Annotated in this window: 19 protein-coding genes and 1 pseudogene; 11 read left to right on the top strand and 9 right to left on the bottom strand. The window is 70.8% G+C overall.

Translation table 11 applies throughout. The annotated features are described in order from the left end of the window. The first annotated feature begins 186 nt into the window (after nt 1–186). A complete protein-coding gene (locus tag ACIBTS_RS27140) occupies nt 187–1503 on the top strand; it encodes a hypothetical protein (protein WP_399322796.1) in 1317 nt (438 codons plus the stop codon). Between the two features lie 173 nt (nt 1504–1676). Here ACIBTS_RS27140 and ACIBTS_RS27135 read toward each other — a convergent pair whose 3' ends face one another. The 5 genes from ACIBTS_RS27135 to ACIBTS_RS27115 form a co-directional block, all read right to left on the bottom strand. Next, nucleotides 1677–1862, bottom strand: coding sequence for a DUF397 domain-containing protein (locus tag ACIBTS_RS27135; protein ID WP_399322794.1), 186 nt, complete (start codon nt 1860–1862; stop codon nt 1677–1679). 15 nt (nt 1863–1877) lie between these two features. Beyond that, a complete protein-coding gene (locus ACIBTS_RS27130) occupies nt 1878–3452 on the bottom strand; it encodes a hypothetical protein (RefSeq protein WP_399322793.1) in 1575 nt (524 codons plus the stop codon). 63 nt (nt 3453–3515) lie between these two features. After that, on the bottom strand, nt 3516–3644 hold the full coding sequence (locus tag ACIBTS_RS27125; protein WP_268893758.1) for a hypothetical protein: 129 nt from the start codon (nt 3642–3644) through the stop codon (nt 3516–3518). Between the two features lie 43 nt (nt 3645–3687). Further along, complete coding sequence (locus tag ACIBTS_RS27120; RefSeq protein WP_399322888.1) at nt 3688–4308, bottom strand: GNAT family N-acetyltransferase; 621 nt, start codon at nt 4306–4308, stop codon at nt 3688–3690. 154 nt (nt 4309–4462) lie between these two features. Further along, complete coding sequence (locus ACIBTS_RS27115; RefSeq protein ID WP_399322791.1) at nt 4463–4702, bottom strand: hypothetical protein; 240 nt, start codon at nt 4700–4702, stop codon at nt 4463–4465. 107 nt (nt 4703–4809) lie between these two features. Here ACIBTS_RS27115 and ACIBTS_RS27110 point away from each other — a divergent pair, with 107 nt between their 5' ends. Then, nucleotides 4810–6120, top strand: a complete 1311-nt coding sequence (locus ACIBTS_RS27110; RefSeq protein ID WP_399322789.1) for a helix-turn-helix transcriptional regulator — start codon at nt 4810–4812, stop codon at nt 6118–6120. A 182-nt stretch (nt 6121–6302) separates the two neighbouring features. Here ACIBTS_RS27110 and ACIBTS_RS27105 read toward each other — a convergent pair whose 3' ends face one another. Continuing rightward, complete coding sequence (locus ACIBTS_RS27105; RefSeq protein ID WP_399322788.1) at nt 6303–6584, bottom strand: GntR family transcriptional regulator; 282 nt, start codon at nt 6582–6584, stop codon at nt 6303–6305. 277 nt (nt 6585–6861) lie between these two features. Here ACIBTS_RS27105 and ACIBTS_RS27100 point away from each other — a divergent pair, with 277 nt between their 5' ends. The 7 genes and pseudogenes from ACIBTS_RS27100 to ACIBTS_RS27070 all read left to right on the top strand — a co-directional run bounded on the left by ACIBTS_RS27100 (nt 6862) and on the right by ACIBTS_RS27070 (nt 10971). After that, a complete protein-coding gene (locus ACIBTS_RS27100; protein ID WP_399322787.1) occupies nt 6862–7056 on the top strand; it encodes a hypothetical protein in 195 nt (64 codons plus the stop codon). Further along, entirely contained in the window at nt 7053–7316 is a 264-nt protein-coding gene (locus ACIBTS_RS27095; RefSeq protein WP_399322785.1) for a hypothetical protein, read from the top strand. Before ACIBTS_RS27100 ends, ACIBTS_RS27095 begins: the two co-directional genes overlap by 4 nt. A 40-nt stretch (nt 7317–7356) precedes the next feature. Then, nucleotides 7357–7563, top strand: a pseudogene (locus ACIBTS_RS27090) (hypothetical protein); the annotation flags it as partial. Between the two features lie 37 nt (nt 7564–7600). Further along, the gene (locus ACIBTS_RS27085; protein WP_374985869.1) at nt 7601–7951 is read left to right on the top strand and encodes a hypothetical protein; all 351 of its coding nucleotides are present in this window, start codon (nt 7601–7603) and stop codon (nt 7949–7951) included. After that, on the top strand, nt 7948–8199 hold the full coding sequence (locus ACIBTS_RS27080) for a hypothetical protein (protein WP_399322783.1): 252 nt from the start codon (nt 7948–7950) through the stop codon (nt 8197–8199). Before ACIBTS_RS27085 ends, ACIBTS_RS27080 begins: the two co-directional genes overlap by 4 nt. Before the next feature lie 289 nt (nt 8200–8488). After that, nucleotides 8489–10111: a serine/threonine-protein kinase gene (locus ACIBTS_RS27075; protein ID WP_399322780.1), complete on the top strand. Its 1623-nt coding sequence runs from the start codon at nt 8489–8491 to the stop codon at nt 10109–10111. A 281-nt stretch (nt 10112–10392) separates the two neighbouring features. Then, on the top strand, nt 10393–10971 hold the full coding sequence (locus ACIBTS_RS27070) for a hypothetical protein (protein ID WP_399322778.1): 579 nt from the start codon (nt 10393–10395) through the stop codon (nt 10969–10971). Between the two features lie 27 nt (nt 10972–10998). Here the strand turns inward: ACIBTS_RS27070 and ACIBTS_RS27065 are convergent, their stop codons facing one another. Further along, entirely contained in the window at nt 10999–13716 is a 2718-nt protein-coding gene (locus ACIBTS_RS27065; RefSeq protein ID WP_399322777.1) for a helicase-associated domain-containing protein, read from the bottom strand. 96 nt (nt 13717–13812) lie between these two features. Between ACIBTS_RS27065 and ACIBTS_RS27060 the strand changes: the two genes are divergently transcribed. Beyond that, entirely contained in the window at nt 13813–14829 is a 1017-nt protein-coding gene (locus ACIBTS_RS27060; RefSeq protein ID WP_399322776.1) for a hypothetical protein, read from the top strand. Between the two features lie 63 nt (nt 14830–14892). After that, nucleotides 14893–15510 carry an HAD family hydrolase gene (locus ACIBTS_RS27055; protein ID WP_399322774.1) on the top strand — a complete coding sequence of 206 codons (618 nt, stop codon included), beginning with the start codon at nt 14893–14895 and terminating at the stop codon, nt 15508–15510. Here ACIBTS_RS27055 and ACIBTS_RS27050 read toward each other — a convergent pair. Next, a complete protein-coding gene (locus tag ACIBTS_RS27050; RefSeq protein WP_399322772.1) occupies nt 15507–15758 on the bottom strand; it encodes a hypothetical protein in 252 nt (83 codons plus the stop codon). The two genes, ACIBTS_RS27055 and ACIBTS_RS27050, sit on opposite strands and share 4 nt — an antisense overlap. Further along, nucleotides 15751–17760: a zinc ribbon domain-containing protein gene (locus ACIBTS_RS27045; protein ID WP_399322770.1), complete on the bottom strand. Its 2010-nt coding sequence runs from the start codon at nt 17758–17760 to the stop codon at nt 15751–15753. The genes ACIBTS_RS27050 and ACIBTS_RS27045 overlap by 8 nt, the downstream gene beginning before the upstream one ends. Nucleotides 17761–17890: the final 130 nt, after the last annotated feature.

Here is a 17890-nt window from a genome sequence, read left to right as displayed (position 1 = left end):
CATGGCGGCCGGGGCACCCGTTGGCCTCGATTCGTCTGCGGCCTGAGGTCTGTGAGTGATATGGCGGGTTTTGTCCGGATGATCGTCGGTTCGCCGGCAGACAGCGCCCGTAAACGAGTGCACGAGGTTCATGCCGTTCTTGTCCGATGTAAGTCATAGGTTGTTGTGGGAAAAGAGGGGGAGACGATGACTGAAGACCGCAAGGCAATCGTTCCGGTGTGGACGCTGGCGACCGGTGACGTCCAGGCACCCGCATTGACCGGAGGCGAGGCAATGACGGCCGAGCGCCTCGCTGAACTGCGCGGTGTGCTGGCCGTCATGGCCGACGCGCCGATTGCCACGCTGGAGGCGCATCCGATGCCCGACAAGGTCGACCGCAGCCGAGGTATCCCGCTCGATGCCGCGAGTCCCCTGGCGCAGCACCTGTCACAGTTCATCACGCAATCCACGCGAAGTTCCCTTACGGCGGCCAGAGCGACCGCTACCGGCGAAAACCTGTATCGCATGGTGGTTCCGGCGAAGTTCGCCGCCCAGTTCGATAAGGGCATCATTTGCTCGATGGTGGCGAAGGGGACGGCTGGTGGCATCCGAGGCCCACTCGTGAACTCAACGGGCGGCATCGTCGCCGGCGCGACGTTCGTGCCAGTCGGTAAAGCGGCGGCAGCAGGCGCAGTCGGCGGAGCCGGTGCGACAGCCGGCGTCGTGGCCGCCGGCAGCACGGCGCTCACCGTGGCCGCGCCGCTCGTGCTCATGGCCGTAGCGGTGGGGGTGAGCGCGCATGCCGACAACAAGCGCCAGCAGGCCATCGAACACATCACAGAACTGCTGGAACAACTGCACGAACAGAAACTCGAAGAGGAGCACAGCGCACTCGACGGCTGCCGCGATGCCATCGACAAAGCCACCGCCATTCTGCTCGACCAGGGGAAACTCGGTGTATCACTGGGACTGGACTCGGCGGTACATGCCATCAACACGGCGCTGGGCGCTGCTGACCGCCGCCTTGCCCGGTGGCAGACCGCACTCGACAAGCTGCCCGACGACAAGCCCGTCGAGATCAGCACGCTGGCCAAGTCGTTCCCCGGCGTCGACGAGCATGGCGGCACGTTTCGCGCCCACCTCGAACTCGCAGCCTTGGCCATTGCGCTGAAGCGGCGGGTCGTCGTCCTGCAGGCCGTCGAGCATGCCCAGGGCAACCCTGACAACTTGTTCGAGAACTTCACCCGCGCACTCAAGCGCGACCAGCAGCGCCTCGACGAACTGGAGTCGAGCATCGCCGGTGTCCTGGTACGCCTCTCGGCGCTGGAGCTGGCACGCCCGGACGGCTTGATGCCCGTCTTCACGGCCGGTGAAGTCGATCGCCTGATGCGCGCGGCACACCGGATTCACCAGCTGGGCGACGGCGCAATGGTCAACAGCCGTACGACAGACGTGGCGATCGAGATCGCCCGCAACAAGGACGGCTCGGTGGTCGTGTTCCCTGCGCTGCCCATGCAAGCGTAGGCGCGCTCGCCTCGACAAGGACGGCCCCGCGTTCCGATCCGCCATGGACGAGCTGCGTACCGTCGAGGACATGGCGACGCAGTCGGTGTCCGAGTGACGTGGAGGTGGCGTACGCCCCCCTCGTGGGCCCAGCTGCCCGAGCGACTGAGCCCACGAGGGGGCGAATGTACGGCTCAGACGGTCTGGTCGGCGGCCAGCCCGACGAACCCGGCCCACGCCTCGGAGGTCACCGTCAGAACCGGTCCGGGGCGGACCTTCGAGTCCCGGATGTGTACGGCGACCCCAGCGGCTGCGACCTCTATACACTCGCCGCCCCCGCCGCTGCTGTGACTGCTCTTGAAGCAGGTCGACTCCGACACAGTCAACTCGGTGCTTCAGGGCGCCGCCGGTATAGCCAGAGAGCGTAGGGCGGCCTCCAAAGCCAGAGGCCTGTACAACTCGCTGGCCCCATGCCCAGCGGTGGCTACGGTCGCGCATTCCGTGCTCAGCACGACGGGATCCAGTAGGCCCTGAAGGGCGAGGATCGATCCGGGCAGCCAATGGCACAGGAGTGGCAGGCCGTCCTGAAGCATGGCCGCTTCGCATGTGGCTGCGAAGTTCTCCCGCAGCGGCGGGTGGACGACCTCGCGGGAGTACCCAGCCTGTTCCAGGCGGATACGCATCAGTCTCTTTTCCCGCCGCCATGCCAGCGGCAGGGATTCACCGAATCGCAGCACGAGCGGGGTGGCCAGGGGGCTGATGGGCCACAGGCCGTGACGCATGGCGGTCGCGCTGTGGACAGCGAGGGCGAGGAGGGTGGAGGCGTGGAGTACGGATGCGGGCGCCAGGTCGTCCTCGATGTGAAGCAGAGCGTCCCGGGCGTGGGGGCCAAGGTGCTCAGGCACGGGGTGCAGGTTCCACGGGGCGCCGGTGAGGGCGCGTTCCTCCGGCCGCTGAAAGCACAGCTCGTCACCACCGACTCCCGTGAACACCCATCGAGCACCTGCAGCGCTCAGACGGCTGTACAACTCGTTCATGGCTTCGGCGTAGGTGCCGTCCGTGGGGCTTGAGGGTCGGCCGCTTGCGCGGGGCCCGGTGGGGTGAAAGGGGCCGAACTCCGCGACGGGTACCGTCAGGTCGGGGCCGAGAGGGGCGCGAGCGCGGATTTCGCGCCGCCGCCGGTGCTGCTGATCACCGACGTCCCCGCCGAGCATGAGGGCCGCTGTGCGGACCGGGCCGACGGTCTCGGCGAGGGCGAGTGCGGTCATAGCGCTGTCCATGCCGCCGGACAGCTCCACCGCGCAGCCGTCGGCGGACAGCGGACGGGCTGTGATCTCACGTCGCAACAAGTCGGCGAACGCGGCCACGGGATCGGCATCGGGGTGCAGGATCCGAGGCCGGGAGTGCAGGGCCGGGGTCGGGTAGCCGATGCTCAGGCCGGTCGTGTGGTCCCATACAGCGGTCGCGCGTTCGGTGAGCTGGCGGATAGTGCGGAATACTGTCGCTGTGCTGTAGCGGGTGCGGTAGGCGAGCATCGCGGCTATCTCGCGGGCGTTCAGCTCATCAGTCGCTGGGTCCAGGTCGAGTAGATCCCACGAGACACTCAACTGCCCGTCGGCGGGGCGAAGGTAGAGGGGTGCGACGCCGCGTTCCCCGCACGTGATCCGTACCCCCTGCCCGGCGGCCATCTCCACTCGTACCGTCTGCAGGGGCCAGGCGTCAGCCTCTTCGACCTCCCGCCGGTAACCCGGATCACCCGTCACTCGCCTGATCATCGTCACCGGCCGTCGACCGCTGGCGGCCTCACGCACGATCAGGCACGACTGGCCGGATTCGGGCGTGGTGACCATGAAGTGTTCGATCGCGGGGTGCGTGAAGGGCTCGATCCAGGACCGGCCGGAGATCCACCGGTGCCCCTCCCACTGCCAACCACCCGCGTCGGTCGCTCCGGCCAACTGCATCTTGAGCATCGCGCGCCTCCTGGCCCGGCGGCGGGCCGGGCGCTTTCTGCGTGGCCCGCCGCCAAGGACTGATCAGATGTCGTCGGTCTCGGTCTGCGTGTCCGAGCTGCCCTGCTTCTTGGTGTAGAGCAGGTCCAGGCCCGGAACCTCGCGGATCTCCTGGTCGGCGAACAGCTCCTCGAACGGAGTTTTCTGCTGCATGGCAATCACCTTTCTCATCGGGACAAGACGTGTGGTGCGACCGTCACTCCGCCGGAGTGCCGGAGTCTTTGATCACCGCCGTCAGCTCGGGCAGGGCCTCTGCCCGGCGAGCCATCAGGTAGGCGGTGCGGTTCTTGCGCCGGGGCGTGTGGACCAACTCCCAGCCCTGTGCGTCGCGGTAGTAGGTCATGAGCCGTTCCACGAAGGTGCCGCGGCGCACCCACTCGACGCCCTCGTGGGCAGCTCGGTTCAGGGCCCACCACGCCATCAGGCGGCCGGGCTGGTCCCGTCGGCTGGCGGGGTGGGTGAACGACGTCGCCAGGAAATACGCGCTTTGGGCCAGTTCCTCGGCCATCCAGCCCCATTCCGGCGTCGTGGTGAAGACGGTGGTGCAGCCGACGACCTGGCCGCCGTCGACGAGTGCCCAGACGGGGAAGTTCGGGTCGGCGGCCTGGGAGGCGATGATGTTCACGTCGTCATCCGTCCGTGGCCAGTCGGGGACATCTCGCTCCCGCATCCAAGCCATGCGCGCTCGCACCATCGCGGCAATCGCTTCCTGATCCTCGGCGGCAGCCGGGCGCATCTCGTACACGGCGATCCTCCTGGCTTTCGTAGCTCGTGAATTCCCCCGGTCAACGGTCCGTCGGCACAGCGTGTTCGGCACCGTAGCGCCGCCACGGTTGTGTGAGTGCGACCCGCGATGGGTCCTCCGAAGGCCGTGGCTGGTCACGAGGACCAGGTGGCCGAACCCGGCGAGAGCACCCAAGCCCGCCTCCAGCCCTGGGCAGCCCCCAGCAAGTCGGCAATGACGGCCTGGGTCACCGAAGGCTCCGCTCGCGGGCGGACTCTCGCCGGGCGATGGCCTGCTCCAGCTGAATCGCGTAGAGCTCCACCTCACCGGGGGTGAGGATCAGGATCGTCTCCTCGGTCCCGCCATCCGGCCGGTGCAGGGCGATCGGCAGGGCGGCCTGCTGGGCGCGGTCGTCATAGGTCACATCGCGCTTGATCGGTGTCGCGTGGGTGATCAACGGTTGGCTCGCCTCTCTCTGGTCGAACACAGGGGCGTGATGTTCAGTCAACTGTCGGGCGAGCAATCGAAGTAGTGGCCAGGCTGTGGGCCAGACGTAGGCCCGCGTAGTCCAGGGAGGCACAGGTGCCGGGGAACATGAGCATCGGGGACGTGATCCGGCAAGCGCGCGAAGCGAAGGGCTGGGGGCCGGCCAAGCTCGCCCGCGAGTTGGGCATCGCCGAAGGCCGGGGCCCGACTCAGCTGGAACGACAGGCGGTCTACCGGTGGGAGACGGGGAAACGGAAGCCCGAATACTGGCTGCCGTACATCGTGCAGGTCCTCGACCTGGACATGCGCGCCGTCCCCGTGCCGGGTACCGCTGAGCAGGACCCGACGCCCCCGGATACCGTGAAGTCAGTCCTTGTCCTTGGAAGGAACGACATGGATCGCCGGAACTTCCTGGCCGCATCCAGCGGTTACGCCCTCAGCGCTCTCGCACTGCCCGATCTGGAAGGCATCGTGCGCCGCACCCGGACGGCTTCAGCCGGGGCTGTCCGCGTCGGTAAAGGTGAAGTGGCCGCCGTCCGGCAGATGGTCAAGGCGCTCGGCGACTCCGCCGCCGAACTCGGTGGCGGCCACGCCCGCCACCTCGCGGTCCGCTACCTGACACAGGATGTGGCGCCCTGGCTGAACGGCAGGTTCACCGAGTCCACCGGCCGCGAACTGTTCGCGGCCACGTCTCAACTTGTCCACTTGGCCGGATGGATGGCGCAGGACGAGGGCCGAGACTCAGAGCACCAGGGACGGGCTCAGCAGTACTACGCCCACGCCTACCGGCTCGCGGCCGAAGCAGCAGATCCCGAACTGTCCGCGACCGCGCTGCGCGGCCTCGCCGTCCAGGCCATCGACCTCGGGTACCGGGCCGAAGCCGTACAACTCGGCGAAGCATGCGTCCACTACGGCCGGCACCTGGAAAACCCGCGGGCCGTCGCCTACTACGAGGCCACCCTCGCCAACGCCGCAGCCCAGGACGACGACCGGCGTACCGCCACCCGACACCTCGCGTTCTCCGAGACCGCCATCAACCGCTCTGCCGCCGAATCCGGCGAATCCTGGGCCGCCCACTACTCGCCCGGACGATGGGCCCACGAATCCGGCATGATCCTCTCCCGCCTCGGCGACCTCGACGCGGCCGAAGAACACCTGCACCTCGCCCTTGACATCCACGGCCTGGACCGGCGACGCACTCGAGCCATCGTCCTCGCCGACCTCGGCGGCGTACGCCTTCGCCAAGGTGACATGGACGGTGCCCTGTCCACATGGAACGAGTTCATCGACTGCGCCGACGGCATCCGCTCCGTGAAGGTCCACAACGCCGTCGAAGACATGCGGCTACGGCTGAACCGCTTCCACGGCACGGCCGCAGCCGAGGAACTGCGGCACAAGGCCGATCAACTCACCGCCTGACAGCCGAAAGCATGGGCCCAGCCGCCTGTGCGACTGACCCCACGGGGGTTGGGCGAGTACGGCTCAGACGGGCTGGTCGACGGCCAGCCCGATGAACCCGACCCATGCCTGGGGGGTGACCGTCAGAACCGGACCGGACCGGACCTTTGGAGTCCCGGATGCGTGGGTGACTGCGGCTTGGGCTAGGCGGGGGGCTCGGGGGTTTCGGGGGAGGGCGGCAGGGGGTCGGTGACGAACCACCCTCGCTGGGGTACGGCGTACACCCAGCCTTCGTCGGCCAGCAGGCCGAGCCCCCGCCGTACGGTCGTACGCGCGATCCCGTACCGCTGCACGAGCTGGGCCTCACTCGGCAGCATCCGCCCGGGCTGCCAGTCACCGCGCTGGATCTGCCCACGCAGGATCTCGGCCAGTTGCCGGTACGGGGTCAGCGGCGCGCCATGGTCGATCTCAGCGTCAGGGTTCATGGACTTGACGCTAGACAAGCGGACTGATGCACGCTCTTTGAGATACGTCTCGCGACGAGTCGATACAAGGCGATACTATGAAGCCCAAAGAAACACCCCGGCAGGAAGGGTGAGAGCTTCCATGCCGGGGCTGAGCCGACTGAACAGGAGTCGACCTGTGCGCAGCCTACTGGCCGCGGTTCTGAGCCTATTCCTGCCCGCCCGCGGAGCCCACCGCTCCGTAACGCCCCCACCACTACCCCTCATCCCCTGTCCGCCCACTCCGGAATTCCCACCCATGATCACGTGTCCGCACCCGGCGGACGTCATCACCGCCGACGGCATGCCCCTGGTCCGCCCGTACGTCGTCGAATGGGAACGCGAGCGGGACGAACATGACCGGCGCCGCCTTCAGCGCGAGCGGCGCAGGGCGGCGGTCCTGGCGACGCTGGGGCAGGACTACGTTCCGGTTCCGTGGGAGGTCGCCGTATGAGCACGAGTACGCCGCGTCTGCGCAGTCTCGGCCTCGACCCGGCCACCGGCAAGGAGGCCCTGGCGGTCACGCGCCCCGGCGGCCGTCTTGAGGAGCTGGCCGACGCGCAGGCCCTGAAGGCCGCCGCAGTCCTGGTGACGGTCGTCGGCGCAGTGCTGGAGGTGGGGAAGGCGTCGGACGCCGAACTCGCCGCCTTCGTATCGCCGTTGCATGCCGCGCTCGAAGAATGCGTCGGCATCATGGCGGCCGACAAGGAGTGACGGCGTAGCGGCAGGTCGGCCGCAGGGCCGGTGATGCCTTCTGCTCTCCCCCGCCGTCGCCCGCTCCACCGCGCTGCTCGACAGCGAGGACGAGGACGCCCAGGGGACGGCGGAAGGCTTCCGCGCCGACCTCGACGACTACGTCAGGAAGTACGGCTTCCTCGCGCAGATCGTCCCTTACGGCGGCCTGGCGGATGATCCGCCACGAGGAGGGGTTGGACGACGACATCTGATGCGTGTGCCCCGGCTGGATATGCTGGCCGGGGCATCCCTTGGAGGACATCGTGAGCACACAGCCCGACCACGACACAGAGCTGATCCCGCGCCCCGCGCGGACTCCCGAGGCCCTCCGGGCCGCCCTTGCCGCCATCGCGCCGGAGCGACTGCCGGAAATGGACGCCGATCAGCGCAGGGCCGTCGCCGCCGCCATCGAGCAGAGCAGCATCAAGCCCCTCCAGCTCTTCATGATCGCGTGGGCCGCCAACATCGAAATCGAGCGGTTTCCCGAGGCGGCGCGTGAGCTGCGCCGCGCCGAGTACATGGCCAACGCCGCCGAGACTCTTGAAGAAAGCCGCCGCTACGTAAGGATCTCCGGCGACATCATCCGCGCCGCGTACAAGGCGGTGTCCGAGTGACCTGGAGATGGGAGTACGACCCTAGCGAGGAGTACGTGGCCGGCGGAGCTCCGCCGGCCTTCATCGCCGAGGTCGAGAAGAAAGCCGCCGAGCTGATCCGCGCCGCTGAAGCTCTCTACCTCGACGGCACGAGGTACGAAGGCATGGGGCCGAAGAGCGAAACCGTGGATGTCCCCGGAGGCATGTTCGTCTTCCTGATCGTCCCCCGGTTTGAGTGCGGCTACGTCCTCCAGGTCACCTGGATCTGACCCCAGCAGGTGGCCCCCGGCTCTTCGGAGCGGGGGCGTTTTGCTGTCTCGGCTGACCGTGCAAGACGTGAGGGCCCAGCCGCCCGCGCGACTGGGCCCAACGGCGGTGGTGAAGGTACGGCTCAGACGGTCCGGTCGGCGGGATGCCGACCGGCCGCCGCACCCTCCTGCACGTCGTCCGCCGCCGGGCCCATGTCCATGTCGCACCGCGAACCCTGGACGGCATCCTGACGTAGCGGTCACACTTGACCCCTGACCGTGACCGTTCATCACGCACACCGGGGGCAAGGTGCCGCAGGAGGCGATCTCCGACCGTTACGAACTCCTGGAGGAGCTCAGCCACGGCGGTATGGGCGACGTGTGGCGCGGCTACGACGCCGTCCTCGACCGGCCCGTCGCCGTGAAGCTCATCCGGCAGGCGTCGGTCACCTCCCCGCAGCTGGCCGAGGAGTTCGCCAAGCGCTTCCGCCGCGAGGCCCGCATCACCGCGCGCATCCAGCACCCCGGCGTGCCGCAGGTGTACGACGCGGTGCTCGACGCCTCGTACGAGCGGCTGTTCCTGGTGATGGAGCTCGTCGACGGCGTCCCGCTGTCCGCCTACCTCGACCCCGGCCGGCCGCTGCCGGTCGGCTGGGCGGCCGCCGTCGCCGCGCAGATCGCGACCGTGCTGTCGTACGCGCACGACGTGCCGGTGATCCACCGGGACCTCAAACCGGGCAACATCCTCGTCGCACGCGACGGCACCGTGAAGGTCCTCGACTTCGGCATCGCGGCGATTCTGCGCACCGACGTCACCAAGCTGACCGCCACCGGCAGCCCCGTCGGCACCCACCAGTACATGTCCCCCGAGCAGGTCCGCGGCGGACGCATCACCCCGGGGACCGACCTGTACGCGCTGGGCTGCGTGCTGCACGAACTCCTCAGCGGGCGCCTCGTGTTCGAGGCGGAGAACGAGTACCTGCTGATGTACCAGCACGTCAACGCCGCCCCCACCCCGCTGCGACAGTTGCGGCCCGACGTCCCCGAGGCGCTGGAGGAACTGGTCCTGCACCTGCTGCGCAAGGCGCCCGAGGCGCGGCCCGCCGACACGCAGGAGGTGTACGCGCGGCTACTGCCGTTCCTCCCGCCGCCAGGCGGAGAACCCGGCACGGCCGATGCCGGGCCGGCCGGCGCACCCGACCCGACGGGCGTGTTCCGTCACCCTTTCGCGCCCCGCGCCCGCGCCCAGGCCCCCGCACCCGGAGGTGCGACGCCGACAGCCGTCCTCCCAGGGGCCCAGCCGGTGCCCGTCCCCGACCGGCTGCGCGAGGACATCAAGGAGGCGCACGCCCACTCCGACGCCCTGCTGGAGGAGGAGCGGTTCGCGCAGGCCGCCGAGGTGCTCGGCGAGGTCATCGAACCCGCGGCCCTCGCGCTCGGCTCCGAGAGCAAGCAGGTCCTGGCGCTGCGCCGCCAGCGTGCGGCGATCCGCCTCCTCGGGGGCGACTACCGGGCCGCCCTGCCCGAGTTCGACGCTCTCGCCGACGCGTACGCCCGCATCGCCGGACCCACCGCCGAGCAGGCCCGCGCCTGCCGTGCCCAGGCGGCGCGCTGCCGCGCCGAACTCGGCCAGGTCACCGACGCGCTCGCCGCACTCCAGGGCGTGCTGAACGTCGTACGGGCCGTCGACAGCGATGCGAGCGAGGAAGCAGTGGAGCTACGGCACAACATCGGGATGCTGCTGCTCGCCCAGGGCCGGACCGCCGAAGCCCGGCAGGTCCTCGAACCGCTCCACCAGGACATGTGCATGGTGTTCGGTCCCGACGACGAGATGACGGTCGAGATCGCCGAGGCGCTGGCCCTGATCCGCCTCGGCCTCGACGGCGGCGGCGACGTCGGCCAACCCACTCGTACAGCTCGCAGGCACTCGTAGCCACTCCCAGCCACAGGACGCACGCAGCGCACACTCAGAACGGGACACCATGCCGTCGCTCTGAGCACGCCGTGATGAGAGGGGTGAGCATGTCGCAGACCGAGGGTGCGCGAGGCCGTGGGACGACACCCCGTCAGCTACCGGGTTGGCGCCGCTGCCTCGCGGGCTTCCCGGCGAAACCCGCGCGGACCACGCGCTCACCCCGCGCAACCCTGCACCCCGGTCGGGTGTCTGACCAGGGGAGCAGCGCGGTGGGCGCGACGCGGTGAGGAGTTCACGGGATGTCGGTCCTGTCGTTCCGCAGGGGGGCGGTCGGCGCGGGCGCCGCGGCGGTGCTGGCCGCCACGGGCAGCTGGGTGCTGCGGCCGGCGGACGTCGACGAGGGGCTGTGGGCCGAGGTGCGGCCGGTGATCGAGGCCCGGATCGCGGCGGAGCCAGGGCGCAGCGGCTTCGGCGCGTCAGGAGGCAGCGGCTTCGGCGCGACGGTGCCCGCGCTCGACGGCCGCTGGTTCTGCCGGGCCGAGCCGCTCGAACTGGAGCAGCACGCGGGCGACGTCCGCGCGGGCGTCAACACCCTGTGCATCGAGTACGGCGTCCAGGACGGCAGCCTCGTGGAGTGCGGCGCCGGACAGCACCCGCAGGTGGTACGGCTCCAGCGGGACGGCTCGGTCCACGGCGGCTACCGGGTCGTCTCACAGGAGGAGCCGCCCGACGGCGCGGGGTACGGGCGGTGGACGCACTCCCACTTCGGCGTCTACGTCAGGCCCTCGCTCCGGGAACCGATGTCCTCCGCCGCCCTGGAGACCGAGGCCCGCACCCACTTCGGCCTGCCCGCGGACGCCTCCGTAGGGCAGTGCTGACGCAGGCCTCTGCCTTCCCGTGCGCCCTCAGTCGTCCGCCAGCTCCGCCACGCCCGTGATCCGGTGCAGCGGATAGGTGCGGACCTCGTCCGCCGTGTGGTCGTACGCCGTCACGAAGCCGCCCTCCACCCGGACCGGCGCGATGACGCGCTGGCTGGCGGTGCCCTCGGCGTTGACGTAGCCGATCCACAGGGCCTCGCCGGTGAGGACGGCGGCCTGCATGGTGGCGAGGGTCTCGGCGGAACCCGTGCGGGGGAGTTCGCCGGGTGCGAGCGGGACGGCGTCCTGCGTCTCCGTCGGCTTGCGCGGAGCCGTGGCCGCCAGGTCGCCGGCCCGGATCGCGCGGATCGCCGCCGTGAGGAGCGTGGCGTCGGGCACCGGCGGCCCGTCCGGCACCGGCTCGGGAGCCGTGCGGGGCGGAGTGCGATGCGCGTGCGCGCGGGTGATCAGGACGTCGCCCTCGGCGGACTCCGCGGCCGGCGCGAAGCCCATCGCGCGCAGCCCGTCGAGGAGGCTCGCCGGGTCGGCCTGCGCCGCGAGCACCGTGGGAGCCAGCCGGCGCAGCCGCAGGGCGGCGGCACGCTTGTCGGCGAGGATCTCGTTCAGCACGGCGTCGTCGTCGCAGCGCACATACGCCGAAGCCGCGCCCACCCGCAGATGCCCGTGCCGACGCGCCACGTCGTCGATCAGATACGCCAGCGGCTGCGGCACCGGCGTGCGCGAATGCTCGGCGAGGAAAGCATGCAGGTCGGAGGCGCTGCGGCCGGCGTCCAGGGCGCGGCGCACGGAGCCGGGCGTGAAGCGGTAGACGGTCGCCCCGCCCTTGGACTCGACATCCGCCAGCACGTTCAGCACGGCCGCGAGCGGCCGCCGCAGCGGGCCGGGCGCGACCGCGGTCAGATCCGCCTGGAGCAGGACGTGGTCCAGGGGCTCGGGGAGCAGCGGGGCCAGCAGCCGGGCCGCGGACGCGGTCGCGACGGCCTGCTCGGACGGCGAGAGCGGGGCCTGGGCGCGGGCGGCCGGGTGGCGATGGTGGGCGGGCAGCTTGTCCCCGGGACCGACGCCCGCACCCTCGTGAGTACCGTCATGAGGGTGGTCATGGGTGTGGTCGTGAGAGGAGCCGTGAGAGGGGCCATGAGCGGTGGCGGACGGCTCTGTCGCGGCCGGCGCGCCCAGCAGGGCCCGACCGTGCGCCGACAGCGCGCCCCGCCCGGTCACGCCCAGCATCTCGGCCTCCGCCAGGGTCCAGCGGGCGAGCCGGGAGCGCAGGTCCCCGTCACCGGCCCGAGAACCCTGAGAACCCTGAGAACCCTGAGAACCCTGAGAACCCTGCGGGCCCTGAGAACCCTGAGAACCCTGCGGGCCCTGAGAACCCTGATGACCCTGCGGGCCGCGCAGGGGGCGTTCCCAGCGCAGGCGGCCCAGCAGCGCCCCCGCGTCGGGCGCGGCGCCCTCCGGCAGTGCCGCAAGCAGCGCCAGCACCCGGTGACGCACCTCGGGCGCGGCCGACCGGTCCAGACCCGGACCCAGCGCCGACAGCGCCCGCTCCTTGAGATCCCGGCCGCCGACCACCCCGGAGGTCCTGGTCGCCGCCAGCCACGCCTGCGCCAGCTGCGCCCACCGCTCGGCGGGCGGCCGCTCCAGCCACTCGTCGTACTCCGGCGTCGCCGCATACCGCTCGTCCGCCTCACCGTCGGAGGCGAGCAGCCCGGCCGCATACGCCAGCTCCACCCAGAACGCGGCCACCGGCTCGGACACGTCCAGCGCGACCGCCGTCCGCTTGAGGTCGCGCACGCTCAGCCCACCGGCCCGCAGCACCGCGGGACCGCCCTCGTCCCAGTCCTTCAACAGCTCCTCGACCGTCGCGAGCGCCGTGTACGCCTGCCCGGCCGCCGTCGCGTCCACCACCTGTGGAGGATGCACCGCACCCACCACCACGGCAGGCGGCACCGGTTCCGGCACGCGATGAGCCCGCCCGCCGCGCAGATGCAGCGCGACCTCACGAGGCAGGACGACCGTCCCGGGCGCCGTCGGCAGCAGCAGCCCCCGGTCCAGCAGCCAGCGCAGCCGTACCGCCGGATCATGCGTGACCTGCCCGTACGGCGGCCCCCACACCAACCGCTCCAGCACCTCGAGGGAGCCGGCGGGCGCCTCGGCGAGCAGCGCCGCCATCTTCCTGCGATGCCCGAAGAGGGCGGTGAGCGCGGCGACCGCGGACACCGCGTCATGCGTGGACGGCAGCCCGGCCGCCGCCACGATCTCCTGGATCCGGCCCGGCGACATGCCCGCCGTGGCCTCCCGCACATTCGGCCCGAGCCCTGTCGGCGACGGGTGCTGCGGGGACGGCGCGAGGAGCTCACGGGCGGTGCGCACGAGGTGGAGGCGATCGTCGGCGCCCCACACCAGGGCCTGCTCGCGCAGCGCCGCCAGGGCGCCGGGAAGCGCGTCGGCGACGACCGGGTCGCGGGCGTCCCCCGCCATCAGCCCCAGCAGCTCCTCGTACGTCGCCGGATCGTCGGCCACGGCCAGCGCCTCCGCGCTCTGCAGCGCGAACCGGTCGAGCCGCTCCAGCGCGCGCACGACCGAGGCCCGGGTGCCGGCCCGGGTGGCGAGCTGGGTGAGATCGGTGGGGACCGGGGTGATGAGGTCGGGTCGGGCGCGCAGGAGCGCGGCCAGGGAAGCGTCGTCCCGGGCGCGGAGCGCTGCCGCCAGGGAGCGGGGGGCCGGCTGGTCCTCGGTGCTCATCTTGCCCACGGTAGCGGTTGCCGTCCCCCGGGGGCTGCGCACCGCGGACCCCCGCTCCGGCCCGGCACCGGCGAACAGAAGCGGTAGCTTCTTCCCGTGGGGATCGAGAGCGACCAAGTCGTCTACGAGTATCTGAGCCGGGTCGGGGACGTCGCACAGCAGCGGCAGTTGTCGTCGGCCACCCGGATGCGGCTCGTCTCCGAGCTGCGCAACGAGATCGACCGGCGCCGGGCGAAGGCCACCGTCGACTCGCCCGCCGCCGTCCGCCGCATCATCGACCGCCTCGGCAGCCCCGACGACCTCGTCGCCGCCGCGGCCGACGGCGCCGTCGGCGCTCCGCAGACCCCGACGCCCTCCGTGCCCGTCCAACGGGACCGCGAGGAGCGGCCCGGGCGGTCGAAGGGGATCCGGCGCGTCGTGCCACGCCCCCGGCCCGGCTCGCCGCCCCCCGCCGCACCCGCCGACGTCCCGTCCCCGCCACCGAAGGACAGCCGGGAGACGCCCGACTGGTGGCTGGACGAGCCCACCCCGTTCGGCCTCGGCGACGAGGTGCCGGGCTTCGTCGGCGGCGTGGAGATCCCCGACCTGCTCAAACCGCCGAGAGCCAAGGCCGACGAGGCCGAGGACGAATACGAGGACGAATACGAGGACGATGCCGACGACGAGACCCTCGTCGGAGGTGAGGAAGCGGAGGCGGCGGAGGACGACGGCACCGGCCCCCGACGGCGCCGTCGGATCCGGCTGCGCCGGGACTCCTCCTCCGATGCGCAGGGACGTCGCTGGAGCAACCCGCTGCTCCTCCTCGCCGCCGCCTCTCTCGTCGCCGGCGCGGTGCTCGGCAACTGGTTCGCGCTGATCGTGGGCTGGGCCATCGCCTACGCCTCGCGGCGACTGACCGAGCGGGAGACGAAACTGGCGGTCATGTGGCTGCCGGGGCTCTCGGTCACCGCCGGTGTGGTCTGGCTGTGGGGGCGATCCGACGGGCGCTGGGGCGAGCCCATCGCCGAGGGGCACATGAACGACGCCGTCGCCCAGACCTGGCCGTGGGTGATCCGGGGCGCGGCCGTGGCGTCGGCACTTTTCCTGGTCTGGAGATCGCAGAAACAGAACTAGCCGCAGAAACTGTGGGCGAATGGCCGAAACAACGAAGTCGAGGCCCCCGGGCAGAATGGCCGCATGACCTCACCCGTGCTCACCGTCGGCTTCGACCTCGACATGACCCTGATCGACTCCCGGCCCGGCATACGTGCCACCTACCTGGCGCTCGCCGAGCACACGGGCACGTACATCGACGCCGACCTCGTGGTCACCCGGCTCGGCCCGCCGCCGGAGACGGAGCTCGCCCACTGGTACCCGGCGGAGCAGGTGGCGGCCGTCGCCGACGTCTACCGCTCGCTGTACCCCGAGCACGGGGTCACCGGAGCGACCGCGCTGCCCGGCGCCCGGGAGGCGATCGCGGCCGTGCAGGCGGTCGGCGGGCGGGCGATCGTCGTCACCGCCAAGCACCAGCCCAACGCGAAGCTGCAGGTGGAGTATCTGCGCCTGGGCCCCGACGCGGTGATCGGCGACCTGTGGGCCGAGCGGAAGGCGGAGGCGCTGCGCGAGCACGGCGCGAGCGTCTACGTCGGCGACCACGTGGGCGACGTCCGGGGCGCGCACGCCGCCGGGGCGCTCTCGGTGGCCGTGCCGACCGGGCCGATCGGTGCGGAGGAACTACGGACGGCCGGTGCGGATGTCGTGCTCACCGACCTGACCGGATTCCCCGCCTGGCTCTCCGCGCACCTGGGCGTCTAACGCCCCGCGCCCCGCGCCTGACGGCGGCCGGCCGCGACCGACTGCAGGACTCCCGCGCCGGCGATCAGGAAGCCGACGCCCATGAGCATGCTCAATCCGAACATGTACGTCGGAAAAGGCGTCGTGCCGAGGAACAGCGGGGCGACCGTGACGAGTGTGGCCACGGCGCCGACGAAGAACACGATGGCACCGGCACGGATCAGTCGGTCACCCGGGACGGCGGAATTCGTTTGGGTTTTGTCACGCACCGGACCAGGGTAGTTCCCAGCGTCTCTGATCAGCTGAGCGATCCCAGGCGGACGGAGTGCCCGGCAACGGGATTTCCCACCGTGGAGGGGTGGCGTGGGCGTGCAGGTGGAATCCCGCGCCCAGTGCTGCTCCCTGTGGCCGGTGCGGCCGGTTGGTGGGTGTGCTGATCGCCTTCACGCTCTGGTGCCGGTGGGCTGCGCGCGGCAGCCGGGGCCGGTCCGTTGGTGCGTGCCCCTCCGGACGCTTGCCCGCCGGTCTCAAGAGGCCGGTGGGGGAGGGTGCCCTGCGTCGCCTGGGCGCGGGGCGTGTGGTTCGTGGCCGGGTGGGTCCCGTCTTGGTCCGGTCCCAGCCAGCCTTGACGGTGGTCAGGGCGACCACCGCATTGGCTTCGAGGTTTTCAACTACTGAGCGGATAACCATGGCACCGCTCACGCGGTCGATCACGGTCTTGCTCTGGTGGGTGAGGCCGCGGGCGGCAATCCGTTTCCACGCGCCGACGTCGCGATCGCCCTGCCAGGGGCAGGAGCCGCAGACGGCCCACTTCCAACCACGGACGGTCGGGAGGTTGGGGGCTTTGCGGTGGCGCAGCGGAGCCAGGCACTGGGGGCAGTTCCTGGAGGTGTTCTTTGCGGGGACCGTTACGACGGGGATGCCGGCCTCGGCGGCAACGTGCCGCATGCGGTCCACGACCTGCCCCCGTACGGCTTGGGACAGGCGGGTGTTCATCGTGCGGCCCATCCCCCGCGCCTCCATCGAGCGGAGGTCTTCGACGTAGATCACGCTCGCTCTGGCGGCGACGGCCTGGTCCACGGCCCATCGGGCGGCAGCCCAGGCCAGGGCATCGTTGAGGTTCGACCTGCGGCGGGAGACGTGCTCGATCTCATCGGTGAGGACCTGGCGCTTCACGGTCAGCGGGTGTCCGGTGTCGCTGCCGGTAAGCCCCTGGTACTGGTCGGCCTTGGCGTGCAGGTGCTCGGACAGACGGCGCAGGCGGTGCTGTTTCGCCAGCACACCCGCCGCACGGAACATGCCCCCGGCCCCAAGGGCCGTGATCGTGCCGTCATCATGGAGCCGGAGCGCTCCGGCCGACAACATCGTGTTCAGGCCCCAGTCCACCCCCAGCGCGACCGTGTGTCCCGTGCGCCGGGTTTTCGGCACGGCGTGCGTGTAGGCGAGATCGGCCCGTACCCGGCCCTGATGGATGCGTAGGGTGGGCAGGTGCAGCACCGCACCTGCCGGAATCGTCGGCGGCAGCGGGACCAGGCAGGACACCCACGCCCAGTCCCCGTAGGAGCGCGGGTCCGGGCGGGTGGGCAGGTGCAGCCGCAGCAGCGCCCTGCCCGGGTCGCTCTCGTGGCGGTCCATCGTGGCCTGCCGACTGTCGCACGCCGACAGCAGCAGCATCCGGGCGGTACGGGGCGCGGTCTCCAGCTCGAACACATCGACCGGCAGCCGCCCGTGCCTTTGCAGGAAGGAAGCGGCCTGCCGGGTACGGGACTTGATGACGCTGGAGGGCACACCAGCGCCGCCGGGAACGGCGTCGCGCACCGCGTCCCACTCACTGGCATCACGCCTCGCCGGATCGGCAGGCCACGTCGCCAGAACCCCAGCAGTCAGATCAGCACGCCACTTCACCGACCTCAGAACGCGCCCGGCCTGCTCCTGAGCCATCCGCACGATGCGGTCATTGACCCGGACGTCCCCCGGGGGTTCGGTAGTCCAACCCAGACGCCGCAGCGCCATCCACGCGTTCGACGGCAGCTTGCGGCCTCCGGCGTCCTCCCCCGACGCGAGCGTCTCCACATCAGCGGGGCTCCAGTGCTCGCCGGTCAGCGCATCGGCCATGCCGGACACCAGATCCACACACCAGCCAACCCGTTCCGCCAGCCCAGTGGCCGACAGGATTTCACCGGTCCGTTCCACCACGCCTGCACGCAGCAGACCACGGGCACACGCGGTGCGGGCCGTCTCGCCCTCATCGAGCGGCAGCCTCCGGCTCACCGATGCCCCCTTCCCGCCAGCGATGCTGTCATCCGATCAACGACACCCCCTGGAAAAGGTCACGTATTCGATCTGCGTACCTGTGTATGGCGCTGCTGCTGATGAGCCAGGTATCGCTGAATGCCGCAGA

Origin of the sequence: Streptomyces sp. NPDC050121 (assembly GCF_044460385.1) — a bacterium.
GTDB lineage: Bacteria > Actinomycetota > Actinomycetes > Streptomycetales > Streptomycetaceae > Streptomyces > Streptomyces soliscabiei.
The sequence above is the reverse complement of the archived record's forward strand: the minus strand, read 5'-3'. Positions and strand labels throughout refer to the sequence as shown.